At 67.7% G+C, this 23,330-nt stretch carries 15 protein-coding genes; 8 read left to right on the forward strand and 7 right to left on the reverse strand.

Features of this window, described 5'->3' with window-relative positions:
- Nucleotides 1–120 precede the first annotated feature (120 nt).
- The gene (locus VK98_RS09615) at nt 121–4,008 is read left to right on the forward strand and encodes a non-ribosomal peptide synthetase (RefSeq protein WP_048413825.1); all 3,888 of its coding nucleotides are present in this window, start codon (nt 121–123) and stop codon (nt 4,006–4,008) included.
- Nucleotides 4,009–4,095: 87 nt separating this feature from the next.
- Here the strand turns inward: VK98_RS09615 and VK98_RS09620 are convergent, their stop codons facing one another.
- Nucleotides 4,096–4,455 (reverse strand): translation initiation factor Sui1, encoded by a 360-nt coding sequence (locus tag VK98_RS09620; protein ID WP_048413826.1) that lies wholly within the window; start codon nt 4,453–4,455, stop codon nt 4,096–4,098.
- 149 nt (nt 4,456–4,604) lie between these two features.
- Here VK98_RS09620 and VK98_RS09625 point away from each other — a divergent pair, with 149 nt between their 5' ends.
- The 4 genes from VK98_RS09625 (at nt 4,605) to VK98_RS09640 (ending at nt 6,544) form a co-directional block, all read left to right on the forward strand.
- Nucleotides 4,605–4,928, forward strand: coding sequence for a thioredoxin family protein (locus VK98_RS09625; protein ID WP_048413827.1), 324 nt, complete (start codon nt 4,605–4,607; stop codon nt 4,926–4,928).
- 41 nt (nt 4,929–4,969) lie between these two features.
- The gene (locus tag VK98_RS09630; RefSeq protein ID WP_048413828.1) at nt 4,970–5,380 is read left to right on the forward strand and encodes a VOC family protein; all 411 of its coding nucleotides are present in this window, start codon (nt 4,970–4,972) and stop codon (nt 5,378–5,380) included.
- A gap of 107 nt (nt 5,381–5,487) precedes the next feature.
- Nucleotides 5,488–5,946 (forward strand): MarR family winged helix-turn-helix transcriptional regulator, encoded by a 459-nt coding sequence (locus VK98_RS09635; RefSeq protein ID WP_048413829.1) that lies wholly within the window; start codon nt 5,488–5,490, stop codon nt 5,944–5,946.
- A 25-nt stretch (nt 5,947–5,971) separates the two neighbouring features.
- Nucleotides 5,972–6,544, forward strand: coding sequence for a cysteine hydrolase family protein (locus tag VK98_RS09640; RefSeq protein ID WP_048413830.1), 573 nt, complete (start codon nt 5,972–5,974; stop codon nt 6,542–6,544).
- A gap of 23 nt (nt 6,545–6,567) precedes the next feature.
- Here the strand turns inward: VK98_RS09640 and VK98_RS09645 are convergent, their stop codons facing one another.
- Together VK98_RS09645 and VK98_RS09650 are read right to left on the reverse strand one after the other, a co-directional pair.
- Nucleotides 6,568–7,485: a bestrophin family protein gene (locus VK98_RS09645; RefSeq protein ID WP_048413831.1), complete on the reverse strand. Its 918-nt coding sequence runs from the start codon at nt 7,483–7,485 to the stop codon at nt 6,568–6,570.
- Nucleotides 7,486–7,568: 83 nt separating this feature from the next.
- Nucleotides 7,569–8,468 (reverse strand): LysR family transcriptional regulator, encoded by a 900-nt coding sequence (locus VK98_RS09650; RefSeq protein WP_048413883.1) that lies wholly within the window; start codon nt 8,466–8,468, stop codon nt 7,569–7,571.
- A gap of 128 nt (nt 8,469–8,596) precedes the next feature.
- Here VK98_RS09650 and VK98_RS09655 point away from each other — a divergent pair, with 128 nt between their 5' ends.
- The 3 genes from VK98_RS09655 to VK98_RS09665 all read left to right on the forward strand — a co-directional run bounded on the left by VK98_RS09655 (nt 8,597) and on the right by VK98_RS09665 (nt 14,330).
- Complete coding sequence (locus tag VK98_RS09655; protein WP_048413832.1) at nt 8,597–9,355, forward strand: SDR family NAD(P)-dependent oxidoreductase; 759 nt, start codon at nt 8,597–8,599, stop codon at nt 9,353–9,355.
- A 354-nt stretch (nt 9,356–9,709) separates the two neighbouring features.
- Nucleotides 9,710–13,558 (forward strand): EAL domain-containing protein, encoded by a 3,849-nt coding sequence (locus VK98_RS22735; RefSeq protein ID WP_053077308.1) that lies wholly within the window; start codon nt 9,710–9,712, stop codon nt 13,556–13,558.
- Nucleotides 13,559–13,895: 337 nt separating this feature from the next.
- Nucleotides 13,896–14,330: a hypothetical protein gene (locus VK98_RS09665; protein ID WP_048413833.1), complete on the forward strand. Its 435-nt coding sequence runs from the start codon at nt 13,896–13,898 to the stop codon at nt 14,328–14,330.
- A gap of 214 nt (nt 14,331–14,544) precedes the next feature.
- Here VK98_RS09665 and VK98_RS09670 read toward each other — a convergent pair whose 3' ends face one another.
- The 4 genes from VK98_RS09670 to VK98_RS22740 form a co-directional block, all read right to left on the reverse strand.
- The gene (locus VK98_RS09670) at nt 14,545–14,958 is read right to left on the reverse strand and encodes a hypothetical protein (protein WP_048413834.1); all 414 of its coding nucleotides are present in this window, start codon (nt 14,956–14,958) and stop codon (nt 14,545–14,547) included.
- A gap of 153 nt (nt 14,959–15,111) precedes the next feature.
- Nucleotides 15,112–16,176 carry a beta-N-acetylglucosaminidase domain-containing protein gene (locus VK98_RS09675; RefSeq protein ID WP_048413885.1) on the reverse strand — a complete coding sequence of 355 codons (1,065 nt, stop codon included), beginning with the start codon at nt 16,174–16,176 and terminating at the stop codon, nt 15,112–15,114.
- 163 nt (nt 16,177–16,339) lie between these two features.
- Nucleotides 16,340–18,439 carry a bifunctional diguanylate cyclase/phosphodiesterase gene (locus tag VK98_RS09680; RefSeq protein WP_048413835.1) on the reverse strand — a complete coding sequence of 700 codons (2,100 nt, stop codon included), beginning with the start codon at nt 18,437–18,439 and terminating at the stop codon, nt 16,340–16,342.
- On the reverse strand, nt 18,436–23,310 hold the full coding sequence (locus VK98_RS22740; RefSeq protein WP_156187809.1) for a PAS domain S-box protein: 4,875 nt from the start codon (nt 23,308–23,310) through the stop codon (nt 18,436–18,438). The genes VK98_RS09680 and VK98_RS22740 overlap by 4 nt, the downstream gene beginning before the upstream one ends.
- Nucleotides 23,311–23,330: the final 20 nt, after the last annotated feature.

Below are 23,330 nucleotides of genomic sequence, written 5' to 3' on the forward strand. Positions count from 1 at the left end.
AGCCTAAGCCGCAAGCATAGCGGCGACGCGCCTTTTTCCGTCATCGCGCCTTCATCCCTCATTACTTTTATTTTAAATAAATACCACCAACTGTAAAAACAATTTATTGGAAGAAACAGCATGCTAGACGATAAATCCCTCTGCCCGCTGAGCGCCGCCCAGCAGGAAGTCTGCCTGGCCATCGGCCAGGAAGGCCGCAACCTTCATTACCACCTGTGCGATGTGATCGAATTCAACGGCGATTTGCAGACGCCCTTGCTGGAACAGGCCATCAGAACCGTGTGCCGGCAAGTGGAAACCCTGCGCGCCGCCTTCGACACGGACCCGGCCACCGGGCAATACCGGCAACACCTTCGCCCGGAACTGCACGAAGCCTATTTTTCCTGGCGCGACCTGTCCGCCGAAGCGGACCCGGAACAGGCTTACGCGGCGATGCTGGAGGAACTGCTGGCCGACGATATGGACCTGGCCCGGCAACCGCTGATCCGCTATCTGATCGTCAAACTGGCCGATCGCCGCCACCGGATGATAGAGCTGGGCTCCCACCTGGTGGTGGACGGATTCGGCCACGCCATCCTGTTCAAGCGCATCACCGACTGCTATGTCCGGCTGGCGCGCGGCGAGGCCGTCGAGCCGCTGCCGGCGCAGCCGCTGAGCCAGGTGTTCGAGGCGGAACAGGCCTATCGCCTGAGCGAGTCCTACCTCAAGGACCAGTCCTACTGGCGCCAGTACTGCCTGGACCTGCCCGACCCCACCCAGCTGGCGCCCGGCGACGCGCCCCTGCGCAAGCTGAACCGGTTGCGCAAGGCCTTCTCCGGCGCGGCGGTGACCGGGCTGCGGGAGGCCGCCGGCCAACACCGGCTGCGTCTGTCCAGCGTGCTGCTGGCGGCTTGCGCCACCTATCTGCACCGAATGACCGGCCAGAGCGAGCTGGCGGTGGGCATGCCGGTGGCGGCCCGCCAGCTGAAGGCCCTGCGCGAGATCCCGGCCATGGTGGCCAACATCCTGCCGCTGCGCATCTCGTTTGCGCCGGAATCCACGGTGCTGTCGGTCGCCGCGGACATCCAGCGCCAGCTGCGCCGCCACCTGCTGCATCAGGGCTACCGCTCGGAGGCCATGATCCGCGACCTGTACGCGGAGCGCGGCCACAAGCCGCTGTTCAACACCCTGCTCAATATCGTGGCCTATGACCAGGAAGTGGACTTCGACGGCTGCCAAGCCACGGTCCAGAACGTCGCCAACGGCCCCGCCGACCATCTCGGCATAGACATCTTCGACCGCAACGCCGACGGCCGGCTGGAGATAGGCTTCAACGCCAACGCCGACCTTTACCCGCAGGAAGCGCTGGAACTGCATTACGCGCGGATGACCCTGCTGCTGGAGCGTTTCGTCGACGCGCCGGAAACCCCGGCCGCGGACTACCAGCTGCTGCTGCCCGGCGAGCGCGAGCGCTGCTACCCGCTGCCGGCGCGCGCCGACGCGCCGCCGGTCTTCGCCGACGCCTTCGCCGCCTCAGCGCGGAACCACGGCGGCCTGCCGGCCCTGCGCCAGGGCGAACGCGAACTCAGCTACGCCGAACTGGACGACCGCGCCGACCGCCTGGCCAGCCTGCTGCTGGCGCGCGGCGTGCGGCCCGGCGACGACGTCGCCGTCATCGTGTCGCGCAGCATCGAATGGGCGGTGGCGGCGGTGGCGCTGTTCAAGCTCGGCGCCGGCTATGTGCCGGTGGATCCCGACCTGCCGGAAGCCCGCGTCGAATACATACTGGCCGACGCCGCGCCGGCCGCGGTCATCGTCGCCGCCGGCAGCGCCGTCAAGGCCGAAGTCGCGCCGGAAAAACTGCTGCGTCTGGACGCCGCGGCGCTGGACGCGCTGCCGCCGGCCGTCCTCCCGCTCCCCCGCGTAGACCCCGCCGCGCCCGGCTATCTGATCTACACCTCCGGCTCCACCGGCAAGCCCAAGGGCGTGCAAGTGACTCAGCGCAATCTGGTGCCCATCGCCGACACCGCCATCCGGGCGGCCGGGCTGCAAGCCGGCCAGCGCGTGCTGCAATTCATCGCCGCCGGCTTCGACATGTCGGTGCTGGAAATCATGATGACGCTGCTGGCCGGCGCCACCCTGGTCATCTGCGACAAGGTCTCCAGCGCGCCCGGCAAGCCGCTGGCCGCGCTGGTGAAGCGGGAAGACATCAAGCTGCTGGTGATGACGCCCAGCCTGCTGGCCTACCACCAGACCGAGGACTTCCCGCGGGACACCGTCCTGATGCTGGGCGGCGAGCCTTGCACGCCGGCGCTGCTGGCGCGCTTCTCCCACTGCCGCCTGCTCAATGTCTACGGCCCGACCGAAACCTCCTTCGCCACCTCGATCAACGCCGACTACGGCGACGGCGACCTGTCCATCGGCCCCGCCACCGCCAACACCCGGCTCTACGTGGTGGACCCGCGACAACGGCTGCTGCCGCCCGGCGCCTGGGGCGATCTGTTCATCGGCGGCCCCGGCGTGGCCCGCGGCTACCGCAACAGCCCGGAGCTGACGGCCAAGGGCTTCGTGCCCGATCTGCTGGACCCCGCCGACACCATGTACCGGGCCGGCGACCGCGTGTTCTTCGACCACCTCGGCCGCATCCATTACCAGGGCCGCCAGGACAACCAGATCAAGCTGCGCGGACTGCGCATCGAGCTGGACGAGATCAAGAACGCCCTGCTCGGCTGCGGCGGCGTGGAAGATGCCGTCGCCTTGCTGCGCGAGCTGCCGCACGGCCCGGCCATCGTCGGCTATGTGGCCAACCAGCAGCTGGAGCTGGACAGCGAGGGCCTGAAACAGGCGCTGAGCCGCCAGTTGCCGCACCACATGATCCCCAGCGTCATCATGGTGCTGCCGGTCTTCCCGCTGACCCCCAACGGCAAGCTGGCCACCGGCGAACTGCCGACGCCGACGCTGCAGGACGACGGCGAGCAGGCGCCGCCGCGCACCCCGGAAGAAGAAATCATGTGCCGGCTGTTCGCGACGGCGCTGGAATGCGGCGAGGTCTACGCCAATCAGAACTTCTTCGCGCTGGGCGGGCATTCGCTGCTGGGCCTGCAACTGATCAACGACATCAGGGAGACTTTCGGCGTCTCGCTGGGCATCGCCGACTTCCTGGCCGCCCCCACTCCGCGCCAGCTGGCCCAGCGCCTGGAGCGGCCCGCCGCCTTCAGCGATCCCTTCGACGCCATGCTGCCGCTGCGCGTCCAGGGTTCCCGGCCGCCGCTGTTCTGCATCCACCCGGGCGGCGGCATCGCCTGGCCTTACGCCGGCCTGCTGCCCTTCCTGCCCGAGGATCAGCCGCTGTACGCCATCCAGTCGCCTATCCTGCGCGATCCGGACCGCGTCATCGCATCGCTGGACGAGTTGGCCGAGGAATACCGGCAACGCATCCAGGCGGTGCAGCCGCGGGGGCCGTACCAGCTGGCCGGCTGGTCGGTGGGCGGCAATCTGGCGCTGCGCCTGGCCGCCATGCTGCAGGCCGACGGCCACGAGGTCAGCTTCCTGTGCATGTTCGACAGCTATCCGCTGCAGGGTGGGCCGGCTTCGCTGAAACTGGACGACGCCACCATCATCACCCGGATGACCCGGGCCATCGTCGGCGCGCCGCGCGCCGGCATCAAGGGCTTGAAGAGCGCGATGGAGGAAGTGCTGGGCGGCAGCCAGGTAGGCGAAGAGTTTCTGAGCCGGCTGGTGAACGACTCCAAGCTGATGCTGGAGCTGCTCGCCCGCTGCCGCTACCAGCGCTACGACGGCGACCTGATCTTCATCCGCGCCACCACCGACATCCTGCGCCCCGAGGATCAGCAGCCGTCGCTATGGCAGCCCTACGTCTCCGGCAAGCTGATCGAGTACGAGGTGAACGCGCCGCATGAATGCCTGCTGCAGCGTCAGTACCTGGAACAGTTCGGCGCGCAATTCGCCGCGGAACTGCGGCGGCGCGCCCCGCTCGGCGTCGGCCAGGCTCAGGCGCAGCCGGCGTAGGCCATCGCCGTCTCAGACCCGGCCCGCGGCTTGCCGCGGGCTTTTTCATGCCGGCGATGGCTGAGCGCGGCGGATGGGGAACGGCGGCTAGCCGCCGGCGCGCTTCACCGTCCAGCCGCGCTGCTTGAGCACGGCCATCACCTGCTCGCAGTGGTCGCCCTGGATCTCGATGACGCCGTCCTTGACCGTGCCGCCGCTGCCGCAGGCGTTTTTCAGCTGCTTGCCCAGTTGCGCCAGCTCCAGCGCGTTCAGCGGCGCGCCCTGGACCACGGTGACCGCCTTGCCGTTGCGGCCCTTGGTTTCCCTGCGCACCCGCACCACGCCGTCGCCGGCCGGCGTCTCCGGCTTGCCGCATTGGCATTGGGCGACGGCGCAGCCGCACTGCGGACACATGCGGCCGTGTTCGGTGGAATACACCAAGCCGCCGGAAACATTGCGCGATTTCATGATTTCAAACCCTGGGCCATTGAGGAAACGGCCTGCATCGTCGCGGTTTTACCCGGCTTTGGCAAGCCCGCCCCGCCAGCCCGTCAAGATGCTGGCAAACCGACCAATCCTTTGGCATATTTAAAAGCCGCCCTTGCCCCTATCAGACCATGGACGAACTCTACCGCGACCCGGCGCCGGAACGCGCCGAACTGGATGCCCGGCCCGGCGTCACCGTGCTGGAATTCGGCGCGCCCTGGTGCGGCCATTGCCAGGCGGCTCAGCCCTTGATTCGACAAGCCCTGGCGGAGCATCCCGAGCTCCGTCATCTGCAAATCGAAGACGGGCCGGGCCGTCGCCTGGGACGCAGCTACCGCGTCAAGCTGTGGCCTACGCTGATTTTCCTGCGTCACGGCCAGGAAGTCGCCCGGCTGACCCGGCCGGCGACGGCGGCGGCCGTCAGCGACGCTCTGCGGCAATGCCTGCCGCCCTGAAACCTCTCCGGTTCATCCCCCACCCACCAGGAGTCACCCTGATGAAAACCCTGCTGCCCTACATCAACTTCCACGGCCAGTGCGAACAGGCGCTGGCCTTCTACTGCCAATGCTTCAACGGCGAGATCGTCGCGCTGATGCGCTTCGGCGACGCGGACTTCCCCAGCCCGGACGAAGCCAAGAACAAGATTCTGCACGCGGAGTTCAAGGCCGAAGGCGTGCATTTCATGGCCTCCGACGGCATGCCGGGCCGCACGCCCATCCTCGGCGAAAACATCACGCTGAACTTCATGCTGGACAGCGAGGCGGAACAGACGGCGATCTTCGAAGCCCTGGCCCAGGGCGGCCAGATCAACGAGCCGCTGCACGACGCCTTCTGGGGCGCCCGCTTCGGCATGCTGGTCGACCGCTTCGGCATCCGCTGGATGAGCAACTGTCCAAAGCAGGGCTAAACCTCCGCCCCCTCTCGGGCGCGCGGCACTGAAACGGCGCGGGCGTCGGCCCGACGCCGTTTCGCCCGCATTTATCTATATCCATATAGCTATGTTAAAATAGCGGCATGCCGCACCTTACCGTCACCCCCGAAGCCGCGTCCCGGCTGCGCCTGCAGCTGATGGCCCTGAGCCGCCGGCTGCGCCTGGAAGCCCAGGACGACGAACTGCCGTTCGCCCAACTGTCGCTGCTGGCCTGCATCGAACGCGCCGACGGCGCCGCGACTCCGTCGGCGCTGGCCCGCGCGGAAAAACTGCGCAGCTCCAATCTGGCCGGCCTGCTGCGCGAACTCGAGGCCGGCGGCCTGATTCTGCGCGCCGGCGACTCCGAAGACGGCCGCAAGGTCCGGGTCCGCCTGAGCGAGGCCGGCCGCCAGGCCCTGCAGGCGCACCGCCTGCGCAAGGACGACTGGCTGCGCGCCGCGCTGGCCGGGCTGCCGCCGCAGCGGCGGGAACTGCTGCTCGCCGCCGGCGAGGTGCTGGCGGAACTGGCCGCGGCCGAAACGCCGGCCGCACGCCTGCCTTGACCCACACGCCATAGGGAGCTCTGCGATGAACACCGCTTTTATCGGTTTGGACTACATCCACGACATCATGGTCGACGGCGGCAAGGTCGCCCGCTGCGCCGAACACGCGCGCCAGCGCGGCGTCATCGCCGCCGCCAACCAGGCCATCGCCGAAGCGCGCCGCCGCGGCTGGCTGGTGGCGCAGGTGAAAGTGGGCTTCGCGCCCTCCTACGTGGAGCAGCCCAAAGACTCGCCGCTGTTCGGCCGCGCGCATGAATTCGGCGCGCTGGACCTGTCCGGCCCCGGCACCGCCTTCCATCCGGAACTGGACGTCCGGCCGGAAGACGCTATCGTGATCAAGCCCCGCGTCAGCCCGTTTTACGCCACCTCTCTGGAAGCGGTGCTGCGCGCCCATCGCATCGAGCGCCTGATCCTGGCCGGGGTCAGCAGCACCTGGGCGGTGCAGGCCGCCGCGCGCGACGCCCACGACCGCGACTACCAGGTGCTGGTGCTGGAGGACGGCTGCGCCGCCGCCAGCGAGGAAGAACACCGGATTTCGATGCGCCAGCTGGAGACGATAGCCCGCATCATCCGTCTGGACGAGCTAGCCGCCTTGTAACAGCCTCGCGAGCCTGAGCCGGCTCAATACAGATAAATGCCGCGCGGCTCCGGCGCCGGGGCCGCCACTTCCTCGCCCTGCATCTCGCGCAGCGAAGCCTCGATGCCGTGGCATAGCGCGGACAGCGGCAGATCGTTGCCCTCCTTGCCGAAAGGCTCCTCCAGCTCCTCGCCTATCACTTCCAAGGCCAGATAGGTGTAGGCGATGAAGACCGCGATCGCCGGCGTCAGCCAGCCTATGCTGGTGACCAGGCCGGCCGGCAGCAGCAGGCTGTACACGGTGACGGTGCGGTTGAGCAGCACCCGGTAAGTGAAGGGGATGGGCGTGGAGGCGATGCGCTCGCAGCCGCCCAGCACTTCCGACAGCGAGTTCAGATTGCGGTCCAGCGCGTGCCATTGCATATCGTTCAGCGCGCCGTCGCCGCGCATGCGCGCGGTCAACTGCCCCAGCCAGGCCAGGATCAGCGCCGGCTTGAAGCGCGCCGCCAACACCTTGTCCCTCACCTCCTCCGGCAACAGCCGGCGCAGATGGGCGTCGTCGTCGTCGCCGCGCAACTGCGCCTTCAGCGCGTAGGCGAAGGCGCAACAGCCGTCTATCAGCCGCCGCGCGTCCGCGTGCTCCGGCGCCAGCGACAAGACCTGCCGCGCCAGCGAGCGGTTGACGATCAGCAAGCTGCCCCACAGCTTGCGCGCCTCCCAGAAACGTTCGTAGCTGACCGAGTTGCGAAAGCCCAGGAAAATGGCCAGCGACACCCCCATCAGGGTGAAGGCGGGAATGCTGAGCGCCGAGTCCGCATGCTCGCTCAGCCACCAGCCGCGCACGGCGGCGGCGGCGATGGAGATGGCGAAGACCAGCAGCAGGCGCGGCATGATGCGCGGCAGCACCGAGCCGTGCCAGACGAACAACAGGCGCAGCCAGGACGAGGTGGATCTGACAATCATGGCGGGAATATGACGAAGTGAAACGGTTGACCAGCCCCCATGATAGGGCAGCTTGCCCCTGCGCCGCCATGTTTGCGCCGGATTCAGAGCAAGTGCGGCGCCAGCGCCTCCGCCAGCCAATCCATGAACGCCTGGGCCCGGCGCGGCAGATTGCGCCGATGCGCGTACAGCAAGCTCACCGGCATCGGCGCGGCGCGGTAGTCCGGCAGCACTTCCACCAGTTCGCCGCTGTCCAGCAAATGGCGCACCCCGGATTCCGGCGCCTGGATCAGGCCCAGGCCGGCCAGGCAGGCGGCCTGGTAGGCGTCGGCGTTGTTGACGATGACGCTGCCGGCCATGGCCAGCCAATGGCTGCCGTTGTCGTCCCGCCACTCCCAGCCGGCCGGCCGCGCGCCCAGGGTGGAGACATAGTGGACCAGCCGGTGCCGCGCCAGGTCTTCCAGCCCGGCCGGCGCGCCGTAGCGCGCCAGATAGCCGGGGCTGGCGCAATTGAGCTGGCGGAAGCGCCCCAGCGGCCGCGCCACCAGGCTGGAGTCGTTGAGTTCGCCCACCCGCAGCACGCAGTCAAAGCCCTCGCGCACAATGTCCACCTTGCGGTCGGTGCTGCTCAGCTCCAGCTCCAGCCGCGGGTGGCGCTGCAGAAACTCGTCCAGCCGCGGCAAGACCTGATAACGCGCCACGCCGCTGGGCATGTCCACCCGCAGCCGCCCGCTCAGCGCCTCCTCGCCGCGCTGGAACAGGCTTTGCAACTCGTCCATGTCCGCCAGCACGTCCTTGCAGCGCTCGTAGAAAGCCTGACCGTCCTGGGTCATCTGCACCTTGCGCGTGGTCCGGTGCAAGAGCCGCGTGCCCAGCCAGGCCTCGGTCTGCTTGACCGCCACCGAGATGCTGGCCTTGGGCAGGCCCAGGCTGTCCGCCGCCTGGGTGAAGCTGGACAGCTCCGCCACCCTGACAAAAATCTGCATCGCTTCCAGCTTGTTCATGCCCGCCGCCAATTGTTATTAATATCCGAACACTATAATTCAAATATTCATATTTGTTTATCAAAAACCATACAATAGACTGAGCTCATCGGGTCCAAGCCTGCACCCGCCCCCTACAGGAGATTCCCATGAGCAAGAAAATCGCAGTCATCACCGGCGGCAGCCGCGGCCTGGGCAAAAGCGCCGCCCTGCACCTGGCGCGCCAGGGCGTGGACGTGGTCCTCACTTATCAGAGCCGCGCCGCCGACGCCGAGGCGGTGGTCGCCGAAATCCGGGCGCTGGGCGGCCAGGCCGCCGCGCTGCCGCTGGACGTCGGCCAGAGCGCCGGCTTCGCCGCCTTCGCCGCCCAGCTGCTCCAGACGCTGACCGAACAATGGCAGCGCACCGACTTCGACTTCCTGGTCAACAACGCCGGCATCGGCATCCACGCCGCCTTCGCCGACACCAGCGAGGCCCAGTTCGACCAGTTGATGAACATCCAGCTCAAGGGCCCGTTCTTCCTGACCCAGACGCTGCTGCCGCTGATCGCCGACGGCGGCCGCATCCTCAATGTCTCCACCGGCCTGACCCGCTTCGCCCTGCCCGGCTACGCCGCCTACGCGGCGATGAAGGGCGGCGTGGAAGTGCTGACCCGCTACCTGGCCAAGGAATTGGGCCCGCGCGGCATCGCGGTCAACGTCATCGCCCCCGGCGCGATTGAAACCGACTTCGGCGGCGGCCTGGTGCGCGACAACGAGCAGGTCAACGCCCACATCGCCGCGCAAACCGCCTTGGGCCGCGTCGGCCGGCCCGACGACATCGGCGGCGCCATCGCCACCCTGCTTAGCGACGGCGCGGCCTGGGTCAACGGCCAGCGGGTGGAGGCCTCCGGCGGCATGTTCCTCTAAAGAACGTGTTTACGATCTCGCGAGCTAAGGCGAGACAAGGCGAAAACGGCTGAGAAAGCGGAATGTACACACGGTACATGAGCATTTCGAAGGGGTACTCACCGTGTCACGTCTCACGACGCGCAGCAGATCGTAAACAGGTTCTAAGCGCCTACAGCGGCCCTCGCCAGCCAACTAAGTGTAAGTACCTAGCCCCGCCCCCGCCCCGATGAAAGCCTTGCCTGACAGGGCTTTCATCGGGGTTTCCCCTCGCCGCTCCCATACATTTAACGCATTTGGCATAGAAGCGGCTTGCCCCCTCCGGCGGCAGGAACTAATTTTTGAGTATCCCCCGTCCCGGAAAGCACCCGCCACATGCGCGCAGGCCTAAACCGCATTCTGTCCGCCATCCGCGGCTTGGGCCTGCGCGCTCAATTGCTGTTGTTCGCGCTGGCCTGCCTGCTGCCCGCCGCGGTGCTGATCGCCATCGGCGCCTTCGAATCGGCCCGCGACATGCGCGACGCCGCCCAGGAACAAACCCGCGTGCTGACCGACCAGGTGGACCAGACGCTGGCGGGCAGGATCACCGAGCTGGAACGCGTGCTGGCGCAGTTGAGCCGGCGGCCGCCGGTGCGCCGTTTCGACTACGATGAATGCGCCGTCGCTTTCCACGACATCGCGCTGAGCTTCCCCTCGGTCACCCAACTGAGCCTCAGCACCGCCTCCGGCCTGCACGTCTGCAGCTACGCGAGCAATCCCGCGGTCAGGGCGCCGCCCGCCAACCCCGCCTGGTTCGCCCGCGCGCTGGCCGCTCCCGGCCTGATGCTCAGCGAGCCGGTGCAGGAACCCGCCACCCAGCGCTGGGTGATGATGCCCAGCTACCCGGTGCGCGACGAACAAGGCCGCGCCGTCGGCCTGCTGAGCCTGCAAATGGACTTGCTGGCGTTTCAGGCCCAGGTCTTGCCCGCGACGCTGGACCGCAAGCTGACCATCGCGGTGCTGAGCCCGCAGGCAGCCTTCTTGCTGCGCTACCCCGACCCCGCGCTTTGGCACGGCAAGAGCTCGATCAACGTCGCCCGCACCGTCGCGCGCATCCGCGCCAAGGCCTCCGGCTTCGAACTGGGCGTCGGCCGCGACGGCGTATCCCGGCTCTACTCCTACCGCAAATTCTCCCAGGCGGATTGGCTGATCCTCGCCGCGCTGCCGGAACAGGAAGTGCTCGCGCCCTACTACAACCGCCTGCGCTGGGGCGCGGCCAGCGGCATCGTCACCTTGCTGCTCTGCGGCTGGCTGGCGCAACGCTTCAGCCGCGGGCTGACCCGCCCGGCGCGCCAGCTGGCGGAAACGGCGCAAGCGGTGGCCCGCGGCAACCTGAACGCGCGGGCGCAGGAACTGGGGCCGCAGGAATTGCGCGCGGTGTCGCATCAATTCAATCTGATGCTGGACCAATTGCAGGCGCACGAGGCGGCGATCCGCCTCAGCGAGATGCAGCGCGCCGGCATCATCGACACCGCGATGGACGCCATCGTCACCATCGACGCCGAGCTGAACATCATCCAGTTCAACCCCGCCGCGGAACAGGCCTTCGGCTACCGCGCCGAACAGGTGCTGGGCCAGCCGGTCAATATGCTGGTGCCGGAGGCGCTGCGTCCGGACCACGCGCAACTGATCCGCGGCTTCGGCCAGAACGGCCCGGTCAGCCGCAGCCTGGCCCCGGCCGGCGGCGTGCGCGGCCTGCGCGCCGACGGCAGCGAGTTCTACGCCGAAGCCTCGGTGTCGCAACTGGAAGTGGGCGGCCAGAAGTATTACACCGCCATCATGCGCGACATCACCCAGCGGCTGAAAACCGAGCAGGCGCTCCAACGCCACAGCCGGCAGCTGGAGTCGCTGCGCGACATGGGTCTGACCCTGCTCTCCGCCGCCAGCCCGCAGCAAACCGCGCAGGAGGCGCTGCGCATGCTGGCGCAATTGGTGCCGTTCTGGGGCGCGTCGGCCACGGTGTTCGACTGGAGGCACGAGGAAACCATCTTCCTGGCGCTGGAGTGCGACGCCCGGGACGAGATCCCGATCGACAGCCGCTTCCCCTTCTCCAGCTATGGCTTGAGCGACCTGGAACAACTCAAGCGCGGCCAGCCCAGCTTCGCGCACGACATCACCACGCTGGCGCAGCCGCCGGCGCTGGTCAAATGGCTGCGCAGCCACGGCGTGCGCGCCTATCTGCGGCTGCCGCTGATGGCGGAAGGGCAATTGCTGGGCTCCTTGAACCTGGCCTTCCTGGAGGTGGCCAGCAATGGCTTCGAGCACCTGGAGATCGCGCGCGCCTTCGCCCAGCAACTGGCCATCACCTTGCAGCACTCCTTGCTGCGGCTGCGCATAGAGCGGCTCAACCGCGTCTACGCCATTCTCAGCGGCATCAATATGCTGATCGTGCGCTGCCACGACCGCCAGGAGCTGTTCCGCGAAGCCTGCCACATCGCCACCCAGAGCGGCGCGTTCAAACTGGTCTGGATCAGCATGCTGGACCAGAACGACGGCGAGCACCGCATCGCCGCGCTGCAAGGACAATCCGACGAGCCGCCGGACGCCGAGGCGCTGCTGCAGCTGTCCGCCGCCGCCATCGCCAGCGGCGGCAACGTGGTCTGCAATCAGCTGGGCGCGCCGCTGCCCTACTCGGCGCGCGAGCAATTGCTGGCGCAAGGCATACGCTCGCTGGCCTGCCTGCCCTTGCCGCTGCCCGGTCAGCGCGCCGCCTCGCTGGCGCTGTGCTCCAGCGAAGCCAACGCCTTCGACCATGAAGAAATGCAGTTGCTGGCCGAGCTGGCCGGCGACATCGCCTTCGCGCTCGACCACATCGAAAAAGAGGAGCGCCTGCATTTCCTGTCCTACTACGACGAATTGACCGGCCTGGCCAACCGCAGCCTATTCCACGAGCGCTTGGCGCAGCAAACCAGCTCCAGCCATCATGAGCATCGCCGCCTGGCGGTGGTCTTCCTCGACATCGAACACTTCAAATCCATCAACGACGTCTACGGCCGCTGGGCCGGCGACCAGGTGCTGCGCCTGCTGGCCGCGCGTCTGGAATCCTTCACCGAGGAAGCCCGGCTGCTGGCCTGCGTCAAGATAGACCGCTTCGCGCTGATCATTCCCGAGGTCAAGAGCGAGGAAGACATCGCGCGTCAGGTGATGCAATTGCAGGAGCATTGCGTCGCCCAGCCCATCGCCATCCTGGACAAACAGTTGCGCGTCTCCGCCAAGTTCGGCATCGCCATCCATCCGGAAGACGGCGCCGACGCGGAAAGCCTGCTGGAAAACGCCGAGGCCGCGCTCAAGCTGGCGCAAAGCACCAATGAACGCTATCTGTTCTACCGCCAGGAAATGAGCGAACGCGCCGCGGTGACGCTGGAGCTGGAAAACCGGCTGCGCCTGGCGCTGGAGCGCCAGGAATTCGTGCTGCACTACCAGCCAAAAGTGGACGCGGTGTCGCGGCAGATCGTCGGCGTGGAGGCCTTGCTGCGCTGGCAGAGCCCTGAACGCGGCCTGGTGTCGCCGGCGCAATTCATTCCCTTGCTGGAGGAAACCGGCCTGATTCTGGAGGTGGGCGTCTGGGCGCTGCGACAGGCCGCGCGCGACCATCTGCGCTGGCTGGAGGCCGGCTATCCGGCGCCGCGCATCGCGGTCAACGTCTCCCCGCTGCAACTGCGCCAGGCCGATTTCTCCGAACAGCTGCGGCAGGCCTTGAGCGAAGGCGCCGCCGTGCCGGGCATAGACATCGAAATCACCGAAACCGTGGTGCTGGACAATCTGGACACCTGCGGCGAAACCCTGCGCCGCATCCGCGACATGCAGGTGGGCATTTCCATCGACGACTTCGGCACCGGCTATTCCTCGCTGTCCTACCTGGCCAAGCTGCCCACCCAGGAGCTGAAGATCGACCAGTCCTTCGTGCGCGCGATGCTGAACGACCAGGACGCGATGACGCTGACCGGCGCCATCATCGCGCTGGCCCATTCGCTGCAGCTCAGGGTGGTGGCCGAGGGCGTGGAAACCGACGAGCAGGCCACCGCGCTGACCTATATGTTCTGCGACACCCTGCAAGGCTATCTGTTCAGCAAGCCGCTGCCGGCGGCGGAGCTGGAGCGCCGCTTCTGGCGCGAGCGGCCGGACCCCTACGCCCCGCTGCTCAATGTCGCCCAAGAGCCCGCCGCCACGCCGGCGACCAGCTAAGACCCGCTCACGATCTCCCCGGCAAAGAAACGCTAGCCCAACCCGCTGCGCCGCCTTGACCCCGTCCCCGCTCTCGGCAACAATCTCCCCGTTGCCGCCCAAACAAGCGGCACACGGGATTGGCGTCCCGTTACTTAACTATCGACTTGCTTGCACGGAACACTGCGCAAGCAGTTTTTCTATGCCTACGCACTCTTGGCAGGTGCGTGGTGGGGGAGTGCCATGCACTCGCCGGTTTGATAGTTAAGTCCGGTACGCCAATCCTGCCACGCGCCTGCCTAATACCTCAGCCTTCCCCGGCAGGCGGTTTATCTTGTGTCACAGCAGGAGAAACGCCATGTCTTACATCCTACCTCCCCGCCGCCGCTACAAGCTGGCCGCCCGCGAACAGCAGGAAACCCGGCTCCCCTTCGTCCGCTACCTGCCCTCCCGCAACCACCCCCACTACTGGCAAATGCCCGCCGCCGCCGAAAACTACGCTCTCGCCTGCGCTTACGGCCGCGAATGCGCCGCCCATTTGCTGCAATGGTTGAAGGACAATCCGGAATACGTCGGCACCGGCCTGCTCAGCCGCGTCGCCCGCGACATCGATTTCGACGACCGCAGCCAGCGCGGCCACTGGATGGGCTTCTTCAATTATTTGGAGCATATGCTGTGGCTGGGGGCTCGCCGGGTCCAGGTCTACCGTCACCTGGACAACCAACACCAGCTGCATGACGCGCGCACCCTGCGCGCATGGCTGGAGGCGCGGCAAGCGCGACGGCCTCTCTAAAAACCGCCAAGCCAATCCCTGATCCGGCGTCGGCGCGCCTTGGCTCAGGGACGCCGCGCGGTGTTGTCGGCGCTTGCGCGGACGCAAAAAAAGGGAGGCCTCAGCCTCCCCTCGTCCCCGTTCGGGCCGCGCTCAGCGCGGCCTCTTTATGCAGCCGGACCGTGATCCGGCTGTCTATGCCTAGTGTAGGCCTTTTGGTTTAACGGTTTCCGGTTTATTTAGCTGCGGAAGCCGCGGCTTTCTTGTGGGTTTTCTTGGCGGCGTGCTTCTTGTGCTGCGCCGGCTTCTTGGCGGCCTTGGCCGGAGCGGAAGCTTCCGCCTTGGCGGCCTGGGCTTTCTGGGCCGGAGCCGATGCCGCCGGCTTGTGGGCCTTCTTCACCGCATGCTTTTTATGCTGCGCCGGCTTCTTGGCGGCCTTGGCCGGGGCGGAGGCTTCGGCCTTGGCGGCCTGGGCTTTCTGCGCCGCGCCAGAGGCGTGCTTCTTCACCGCCTTGTGCTGCACTTTCTTGGCCGCGGGCGCGGTCTTGGCGGCCGGTGCGGAAGCCGGCTTGGCGGCTTCGGCGGCGAAGCCGGCGGCGGAGCTCAGGGCGAAAGCGGCGGACAGTACGATCAGGCTCAGTTTTTTCATGGTGACATTCTCCAGTCGGGTCAGGATGGCGTCCGTCTGCTCAGTGCTGCCGCGACGCCGGGCTTGGTGTTTCCTTGCTGCTCATCCTAGGCGTCCCGGTCCGTCCCCGTCTGTGAGTCAGATGTAAAAGCGTGTAACGCCACGTAGCCCGCGCTACTGAGTCTGCACCTCGAGCTCGCTGATCCGATACTCGCCGTCCAGCCAAGCCACGACTTCGCGCGCGCAGGCGTGGTCCAGCGCCGCGTAGCGCTCGCGCAGCTCGGCGGCGCGCTCGCCCAATTGGTCCAGACCCACGTCCTGCAAGGTCAGCAGATCCCGCCACAGCATGTCGGCCAGTTCCTCGCCGGCCACCACCTGGGCGGCGCGGCGCATCGAGGCGCCGTATTGATAGCGCGGCCCCAGCCGGTAGCTGTCCGCCAGCGTCAGCGCCGGAATCAGGCTGAGCGCCGCTTGCTGCGCCGGATTGATGCCGTGCGCCGCCAGCAGCTCGGCGTTGGCCGCGGACCGGCCGGTGAAGCCGCGCAGATGCAGGTATTGCGACATCCGCGGGCCGTCGTTCACCGGGTAGTTGTCCCACAGCACCGGCTTGCGCCCCAGCCATTTGCCCACTTGCAACAGGTGTCCGGGCGAGATTTCGCGCGAGCACACCTCCTCGCCGGTCCAGAAAATGTCGATGTCCGGCGCCAGCCATTGGCCCAGTTGCTGCAGATAGCCGACCGGGCGCTGACCGAACACCCGGTCCAGCACCGGGTCGCTGGAATAGTAGCTGGGACAGACCAGCAGCTGCTCCACCGCGCAGCGCTGACGCACCCAGGCGACGATCTCCGCCTGGCGCTCCGCCAGATCGGGCAGATCGCCGCGCATGTCGTCGAACAGGATGGCCAGCTGGCTGACGCCGATGCGCTGCAGCTGTTCCAGCTTGCGCGCCAGCGCCCGGCGGGCCTCGTCGTTGAAGTCCAGATACGCCTCGTACGGGCTCAGGCCCATGCCGAAACCGACCTCCAGCCGCCGGCAATGGCCGGCGAAGGCCGCCAGCCTCTCCTCCAGCTCAGCCGGGTAGTCCAGCTGCCACTGGCGGCGCAAATACGCGTCCGCTTTCGGCGCGTACAGGTAGAAACGGTAGCCGTGCGCCGCCAGCGTGGTGGACAGCAACTCCCGCTGCGCCCAGGTCCAGGGCTTGCCGTAAAAGCCTTCGATAATGCCTAAGGGGATGTTCATTGGAAAACCTTCCGCGTCTTCGGCGCAGCGGCGCCGGCCATCGGAAAAAATGATGCCTTCATGAATGAATTGACCCAATAAACTGCGTCAAGTTGCATTTAAAGCCGAGAATCCGGCGCGTTTATGCCATTGCCGGCAACGCCGCCGGCCCCGCGCCGGCGGCTCAAAACCGCGGCCAGCCCTCGCTCAGCAAGCGGGCGAACGCGTCCGCCTGCAGCGGCCGCTGGAAAAGAAAACCCTGTATCTCTTCGCAGCCGCATTCGCGCAGCAAAGCCAGCTGGCTCTCGGTTTCCACGCCTTCGGCGATCACCGCCAGCTTCAGGCTGCGCGCCAGCGCGATGATGGCCGAGGCGATGGACACGCTGTCCGGGTCCCAATCCAGGTCCCGCACGAAGGACTGGTCTATCTTCAGCCGGTCCAGCGCCAGGCGCTTGAGGAAGCTGAGCGAGGAAAAACCGGTGCCGAAGTCGTCCATGGCCAGCGCGACGCCCAGTTCCCGCAGTTGCCGCGCGGCGAGGACCAGGGCTTCCACATCGCTCATCATCACGCTTTCGGTCAGCTCCAGTTCCAGCCAGCGCGGCGCCAGGCCGGTCTCGCCGAGCACCCGGCGCGTCAGCTCCACCATGTCCTGAGCGGCGAATTGATGCGCGGACACGTTCACCGCCACCACCACCGGCTGCAGGCCCTCGTCCTGCCAACGGCGCGCCTGAGAGCAGGCGGCGCGCAGCACCCACTCGCCCAGGGGCACGATCAGGCCGCAGGCTTCCGCCAAGGGGATGAAGTCCGCGGGCGGCAACAGGCCGCGGCGCGGATGCCGCCAACGCGCCAAAGCCTCGCAGCCGAACAGGGCGCCGTCCGCCAGCCGCAGTTGCGGCTGGTAGTGCAGCTCCAGCTCGTCGCGCTCCAGCGCGCGGCGCAAATCGTTCTCCAGCTCCAGCAACTCCATCGAGCGCGCGTTCATTTCCGCCGCGTAGTAGCGGAAGCCCCAGCCGCCCACCCCCTTGGCCTGGTAGACCGCCGCCAGCGCGTTGCGCAGCAGGCCGTCGCCGTTCTCGCCGTCCTTGGGGTAAACCGCGACGCCTATGCTGCAGGACAGGAAGATTTCGCGCCCGGCCTGCTCGAACGGCTCGGCCAGCAGCTTGAGCACCGCCTGGGCCAGGCCGGCGCCGACCATCTCGCCGCGGCCGAACAGGATGAACTCGTCGCCGCCCAGCCGCGCCAGGGTGTCCGCGTCCGCCACGCCCTCGCTCAGCCGCTGCGCCAGCCCCCGCAGCAATTCGTCGCCGGCCTCGCGCCCCAGGGTGTCGTTGATGCTTTTGAAGCGGTTCAGATTGAGGGCCACCACTTCCAGCGCCGCCGCCTCGCGCCGGCAGTGGTGCAGCGCGTGGTCCAGCCGGTCGCGCAGCAGATTGCGGTTGGGCAGCCCGGTCAGGTCGTCGAAATTGGACTGCCGCTCCAGTTGCCAGATGTAGCGCTGCCGCTCCCGGATGTCGGTGAAGCTCACCACCGCCCCCAGCTGCAAACCGGCGTTGCACATCGGCACCGCGGAGAAGGCCACCGGCAGCGCGTCGCCGTCCTTGCGGCGGAAAGCCCCTTCCCGGTCACGCGCTTCGCCGCCCGGCGGCGGCATGACGGCGCCCGGGCCGTCGCCGTCGCCGCGGAACAGGCAGAGGCTGGCGCTTTTCCCCAGCAATTCCTCCGGGCGGTAGCCCAGCATCGCGGCGGCGGCGGGGTTGATGAAATTGATCGCGCCGTCGACGCCGACGCCGAAGATGCCCTCCGCCGCCGAGTTCAAAATCAGTTCGTTTTCCGCCGCGCGCCGCGCCACTTCGGCCTCCAGCCGCGCGTTGCGGTCGCGCAGCGCGTCGCGCGCCGCCTTCAGTTCCAGTTGGGTCTGCACCCGCGCCAGCACCACCGCCGGCCGCACCGGCTTGGCGATGTAGTCGACCGCGCCCAGTTCCAGGCCTCTTTCCTCGTCGCCAGGCGCGTCCAGGGCGGTGAGGAAGATCACCGGAATGTCGCGGCAAGCCGGGCGGCTCCGCAACAGGCTCAACACCATATAGCCGTCCTGCTCCGGCATCATCACGTCCAGCAGGATCAAATCCGGCGCCGGCGACTGCGCCGCCATGCGCAGCGCGCGCCGGCCCGAGGTGGCGACGCGCACCCGGTACAGCGGCGTCAGCAGCTCCCCCAGCACCCGCAACACGTCGGGGCTGTCGTCCACCACCAGGATCACCCGTTCGCCGACGCGCGGGGCGTTCATCGCGGCTCCCGCGCCAGGCCGTGCCGGACGCTCAGCTTGCGCAGCTGCGCGAGCGCGGCGGGGAAATCGAAAGCCTCGATCCGCCGCTCCAGTTCGGCCAGTTCGGCGGCGTCCAGCTGGGCGCGCAAGGCCGGCAGCAGGGACAGGAATTGCTGTTCGGCGCGGGGATCGTCCGCCGCCAGCAAGCTCTCCAATTCCTGCAGCTGCGCGCGCGAGGCCGCCTCCAGCGGCGGCGGCCCGCTCCGGCTCTCCGCCTCCGGCAGCGCGTCCAGCGCCGCGCACAGGGCCGCCAGTTCCCGGCCCAGCGTCTCGGCGCGCGCCGGCATCGCGTCCCCGGGCAGCCCCTGCCTCAAGGCCGTTTCCAGTTCGGCGGCCTCGGCCTGGACGCGGACCAGGCCCAAGGACGCGGCGGCCCCTTTCAGCGAATGGGCGAGGCGGCACGCCTCTTCGCCCGCATCGGCGCGCGCCAGGCTCTCCAGCCTGGCCACGTCGTCGCGATGGATGCCCGCGAATTTGCGCAGCAAGCGCTCAAAACGCTCCAGATCGTCGCCGACGGTGCGCAGGCCGGCTTCCAGGTCCACGCCGGGCAAGCTCATCAACAACGCGCGCCGCCCGCCGTCCGGCGCCGCCTCGGCGCGGGCCCTCCCGGACCCGCCCCCCGACGACAGCCATTTCAGCAGCAAGCCGAACAGCTGCTCCGGGTCCACCGGCTTGGCCACGAAATCGTTCATGCCGGCCTCCAGACAACGCTGGCGATCTTCGTCGAAGGCGTTGGCGGTCATGCCCAGGATAGGAGTCCGCTCCCAGCCCGGCAGGGCCCGGATCCGGCGCGTCGCCTCCAGGCCGTCCAGCTCCGGCATCTGCACGTCCATCAGCACCAGGTCGTAGCGTCCCGCCGCCGCGCACTCCACGGCCTCGCGGCCGTTTCTCGCCAGTTCGGCCCTCAGGCCGACGCTGCCCAGCAGCCAGAGCGCCACTTCCTGATTGATCACGTCGTCCTCCACCACCAGCACGCGCGCGTCGGCGCGCTGCAGCAATTCGGCTTCGACCTCGTCCGGCGCCGCGCCGGCCGGCTCGGCGGCGACGCTCTCCCCCCGCGTCAGCCAGGCGGTCAGCCAAAACGTACTGCCGCTCCCTTCCCGGCTGGCCACGCCCACCTCGCCGCCCATCAGCGCGGCCAGGCGCTGGGTGATCGCCAGCCCCAGGCCGGTGCCGCCGTATTTGCGGGTGGTGGAGTCGTCCGCCTGCTGAAAGGCCTGGAACAGGCCGGCCAGCTTGTCGGCGGGAATGCCGATGCCGGTGTCGCACACCTCGAAGCGCAGCAGCAGGCGCTCGCCCTCGCTGCGCAACAGCCGGGCGCTCAGGGTCACCGTCCCCTGCTCGGTGAACTTGACCGCGTTGCCGGCGTAGTTGAGCAAGGCCTGGCGCAACCGGGTGGGGTCGCCGCGCAGGCAGGGCGGCACGCCGGCGTAATCGATCTCCACGCGCAAGCCCTTGGCCTGGGCCGGTTCGTCGATCAGCGAACCCACATGCTCGAACAGCGCGCCGATCGAGAAATCGGTCCGCTCCAGCGACAGCTTGCCGGCCTCGATCTTGGACAGGTCCAGGATGTCGTTGATGATGGTGAGCAGATGGCCGCTGGCCGCCAGCACCTTTTCCAGCTTGGCCTGCTGCTCCGGCCGCGGCTGGGTGCGCATCAGCAAATGGGTGAAACCGATGATGGCGTTCAAGGGCGTGCGGATTTCATGGCTCATATTGGCGACGAAGGCGCTCTTGGCCAGATTGGCCGCCTCCGCGTCCTCCTTGGCGCGCACCAGGGCCTGCTCGGTTTCCTTGCGCCGGGTGATGTCGGTGACGAAGCCGATGATCTTGTCCGAGTCCCCGGGCTGGTCCGGCAAGTAATACAAAATCATTTCCACCGCCACCAGCCGGCCGTCCCGGGTCCGTTGCTGGGTTTCGAACTGCGCCCGGCTTTGCCGCCGCAGCCGCTCCACGGTGCGCGCGTAAACCTCGGGCGTGGTGTCGGGCACGATGTCGGACACGTTCAGGCGCAGCATCTCCTCCACGCCGTAGTCCAGCAGCTGCGCCGCGTAGCGGTTGACGTAGATCAGCCGCCCGCTGGCGGCGTCCACCCAGTGTATGCCTATGCCCACGCTGTCCATGGCGAACTGGGTGGTTTGCAGCTTGGCGCTGGTGGCGCTCACCTCGGCGGTGCGCACCGCCACCAGTTCCTCCAGGTGATGGCGGTGCTGGTCCAGTTCCAGGCCCAGGCGCTTTTTCTCGCTGATGTCCTCCTGCAGGGACAGATAGTGGCTGATCTTGCCGTCCGGCTGGCGGATAGGCGAAATATGGGCGAAGTCGACGTAGTCGCTGCCGTCCTTGCGCCGGTTGAACAGCTCGCCCTTCCACGCCTTGCCGGCTTGCAGCGCGTCCCAAAGCTCGGCGTAGGTTTCCGCCGGGGTCAGGCCGGACTTGAGCAGATTGGGCGTCTGCCCCATCACCTCTTCCCGGCTGTAGCCGGTATTGCGGACAAAGGCTTCGTTGACGTATTCGATCCGCGTGTCCAGATCGGTGATGACCACGCTCTCCGGGCTCTGCTCCACCGCCATCGACAGCTGGCGTATCCGCTCCGCCGCCTGCCGCCTCAGGGTGATGTCGCGGAAAGCGCCGTAGACGCCGCCGTCCGGCAGCCGGATCGCGTTCAGTTCCACCGGCACCTCGGCGCCGTCCTTGCGGCGCACCAGCATCTCGGCGCTCAATTGCTCATTGGACAGCAGCCGCCGGAACAGCGCCTGCGCGTCCTCCGCCGCGGAGTCGGCGCTGAAGTCGCCCACCCGCATCGCCAGGATTTCCGGCTCCTCGTAGCCCAGCAGCTGGCGGGCCTGCAGATTGGCGTACTGATAGCGCCCTTCCGCGTCCGCCACCAACACCGCGTCGGCGGCGTGGTCCAGCACGCTGCGGTAGCGCGCCTCGGCGCTGGCCAGCGCCTGGGTTTTTTCGCGCAGCGGCCGCAAATCGTTGTACGTGCCGAAGAAGCCGCAGAAGGCCCCGGACAGATCGTGCATGGCGGTGACGGAGGCGTAGACCGGGATGATTTCGCCGTTGCTGGCGACGCGGGCCAGTTCGCCGCTCCAGCGCCCTTGCTCCACCACCTGCCGCTCCAGCGCCGCCCGCTCCGCTCGTTTGACCGGATCGTCCGGGATGAAACGGGAGATGGACGAGCCCAACAGCTCGTTCATCGAATACCCCATCAGCTCGCCGAAGGCGGCGTTGGCGTAGAGGATGCTCTTGGCCGCGTCGGTCATCACCACCGGTTGCGCCGACTGGTCCAGGGCCTCCGCCAGCCGGTGGCGCTCTTCCTCCATCGATTTGCGGACGGTGATGTCCTCGGTGAAGATCACGATGCCGCCGATGAAGCCGTCGCGCGCATGCCATGGCCGCGCTTCCCAGCACAGCCACTGCGCCGCGCCGTCCTGGCGCAGAAAGCGGTCTTCCTCCGCGCGTATCACCTCCCCGGCGAGCGCCCGCCGATGCACCTCCCGCCAGGCGGCCGAAATTTCCGGAAACACCTCGTAGTGAGACCGGCCGATGATCTGGCCATCCAGGCCGTAATCTTCCAGCCAACGCCGGCTGGCGGCCAGATAGCGCATGTCGCCATCGAACATCGCCAGCGCCGCCGGCGCGTGCTCGATGAACAGCGTCAGCCTTTCCTCGCTCTCCAGCAGGGCGTTCTCCATCGCCTTGCGGTCGGAGATGTCCTGCATCGCGCCGCGCACCGACAGCACCTCGGCCCCGGCCAGCACCGGCCTGCCGGACACGCGCACCCATTTGCGCCGGCCGCCGGCGCTGAACAGGCTCAGTTCCAGATCGTAGGGCTCGGCTTCCTCCCGCGCCCGGCGCATGGCCTCTTCGATGCGCCGCCGGTCTTCGCCGCGGTAAAAGCTGGAATCCCCGCCCACGTTCACCGGCGCGTCGTCCGGCAGGCCGTGGATGCGCGCCACTTCGGACGTGCAGCCGCCGCGGCCGCTGGCCGGATCGAACCACCACCCGCCCACCCGAGCGATGGCGCTCATTTCCTGCAGCAGCTCCTCGCGCTGCCTCTGCTCCGCTTCGGCGCGCTTGCGCGCGCTGATGTCGGAAGCGATGCCGCACACCGCGTAGACGCTCCCCGTCGCGTCGCGCAAGGGAAACTTGTACACCAGATAAGTGTGCGGGCCGTCGTCCTGCGGCACGGTTTCCTCGTATTCGCGCGCCTGGCCGCTGTTCAGCACCTCCATATCGGCGCAACGCAAATTGGCCACCACCTCGGGCGGGAACAGGTCCTCGTCGCGCAGGCCGCGCATGGCCTCCGCGCTGATATGGAATAAATCCGGATAACGTTGATTGACCAGCAGATAGCGGCCGTCCACGTCCTTGACGAAGATCACCGCGGTGGAGTTGTCGATGATCGCGCGCAACAAGGCCTGCTGGCGCGTCAGCTCGTCCTCGGCCCAACGCGAGCGGCGGTTGATCAGGCGTTGGCTGAACAGGCTCAAAATCAGACCGCACAAGGCGAACAGGACGATGGAGACGGCGTCCTGCGGCCGGGCTATGGCGAAACTCCATTGCGGGGGGATGAACAGATACCAGACCAGCGGCACCGACACGGCGGTGGCGACCAGGCCGCCGGCCAGCCCGCCCAGCGCGGCGGCGATGAAGACGGCGGGATAAAACAGGAACCAGGCGTAAGGGCGGACCCAGTCCCACAGCAGCCATTGCGCGGACATGGCCAGCAAGGGCACCAAGAGCCCCACCCCGCACTCGCGCCATGGAACGGCGGCGAGGAAGGCCTGGAAACGCCAGCCCCGCGCCCCTTGTTTACAATCCGTCAATTCTCGGCCTCGACTCGAAA

It is taken from the genome of Chromobacterium sp. LK11 (assembly GCF_001043705.1).
GTDB lineage: Bacteria > Pseudomonadota > Gammaproteobacteria > Burkholderiales > Chromobacteriaceae > Chromobacterium > Chromobacterium alkanivorans.

Coding starts and splice junctions, on each gene's coding strand:
- VK98_RS09675 (WP_048413885.1), bottom strand. CDS start 16,176: ATGAACATCCCCTTAGGCATTATCGAAGGCTTTTACGGCAAGCCCTGG.
- VK98_RS22735 (WP_053077308.1), top strand. CDS start 9,710: ATGCGCGCAGGCCTAAACCGCATTCTGTCCGCCATCCGCGGCTTGGGC.
- VK98_RS09645 (WP_048413831.1), bottom strand. CDS start 7,485: ATGATTGTCAGATCCACCTCGTCCTGGCTGCGCCTGTTGTTCGTCTGG.
- VK98_RS09615 (WP_048413825.1), top strand. CDS start 121: ATGCTAGACGATAAATCCCTCTGCCCGCTGAGCGCCGCCCAGCAGGAA.
- VK98_RS09665 (WP_048413833.1), top strand. CDS start 13,896: ATGTCTTACATCCTACCTCCCCGCCGCCGCTACAAGCTGGCCGCCCGC.
- VK98_RS09670 (WP_048413834.1), bottom strand. CDS start 14,958: ATGAAAAAACTGAGCCTGATCGTACTGTCCGCCGCTTTCGCCCTGAGC.
- VK98_RS09650 (WP_048413883.1), bottom strand. CDS start 8,468: ATGAACAAGCTGGAAGCGATGCAGATTTTTGTCAGGGTGGCGGAGCTG.
- VK98_RS09680 (WP_048413835.1), bottom strand. CDS start 18,439: ATGAACGCCCCGCGCGTCGGCGAACGGGTGATCCTGGTGGTGGACGAC.
- VK98_RS09635 (WP_048413829.1), top strand. CDS start 5,488: ATGCCGCACCTTACCGTCACCCCCGAAGCCGCGTCCCGGCTGCGCCTG.
- VK98_RS09640 (WP_048413830.1), top strand. CDS start 5,972: ATGAACACCGCTTTTATCGGTTTGGACTACATCCACGACATCATGGTC.
- VK98_RS09620 (WP_048413826.1), bottom strand. CDS start 4,455: ATGAAATCGCGCAATGTTTCCGGCGGCTTGGTGTATTCCACCGAACAC.
- VK98_RS09625 (WP_048413827.1), top strand. CDS start 4,605: ATGGACGAACTCTACCGCGACCCGGCGCCGGAACGCGCCGAACTGGAT.
- VK98_RS09630 (WP_048413828.1), top strand. CDS start 4,970: ATGAAAACCCTGCTGCCCTACATCAACTTCCACGGCCAGTGCGAACAG.
- VK98_RS09655 (WP_048413832.1), top strand. CDS start 8,597: ATGAGCAAGAAAATCGCAGTCATCACCGGCGGCAGCCGCGGCCTGGGC.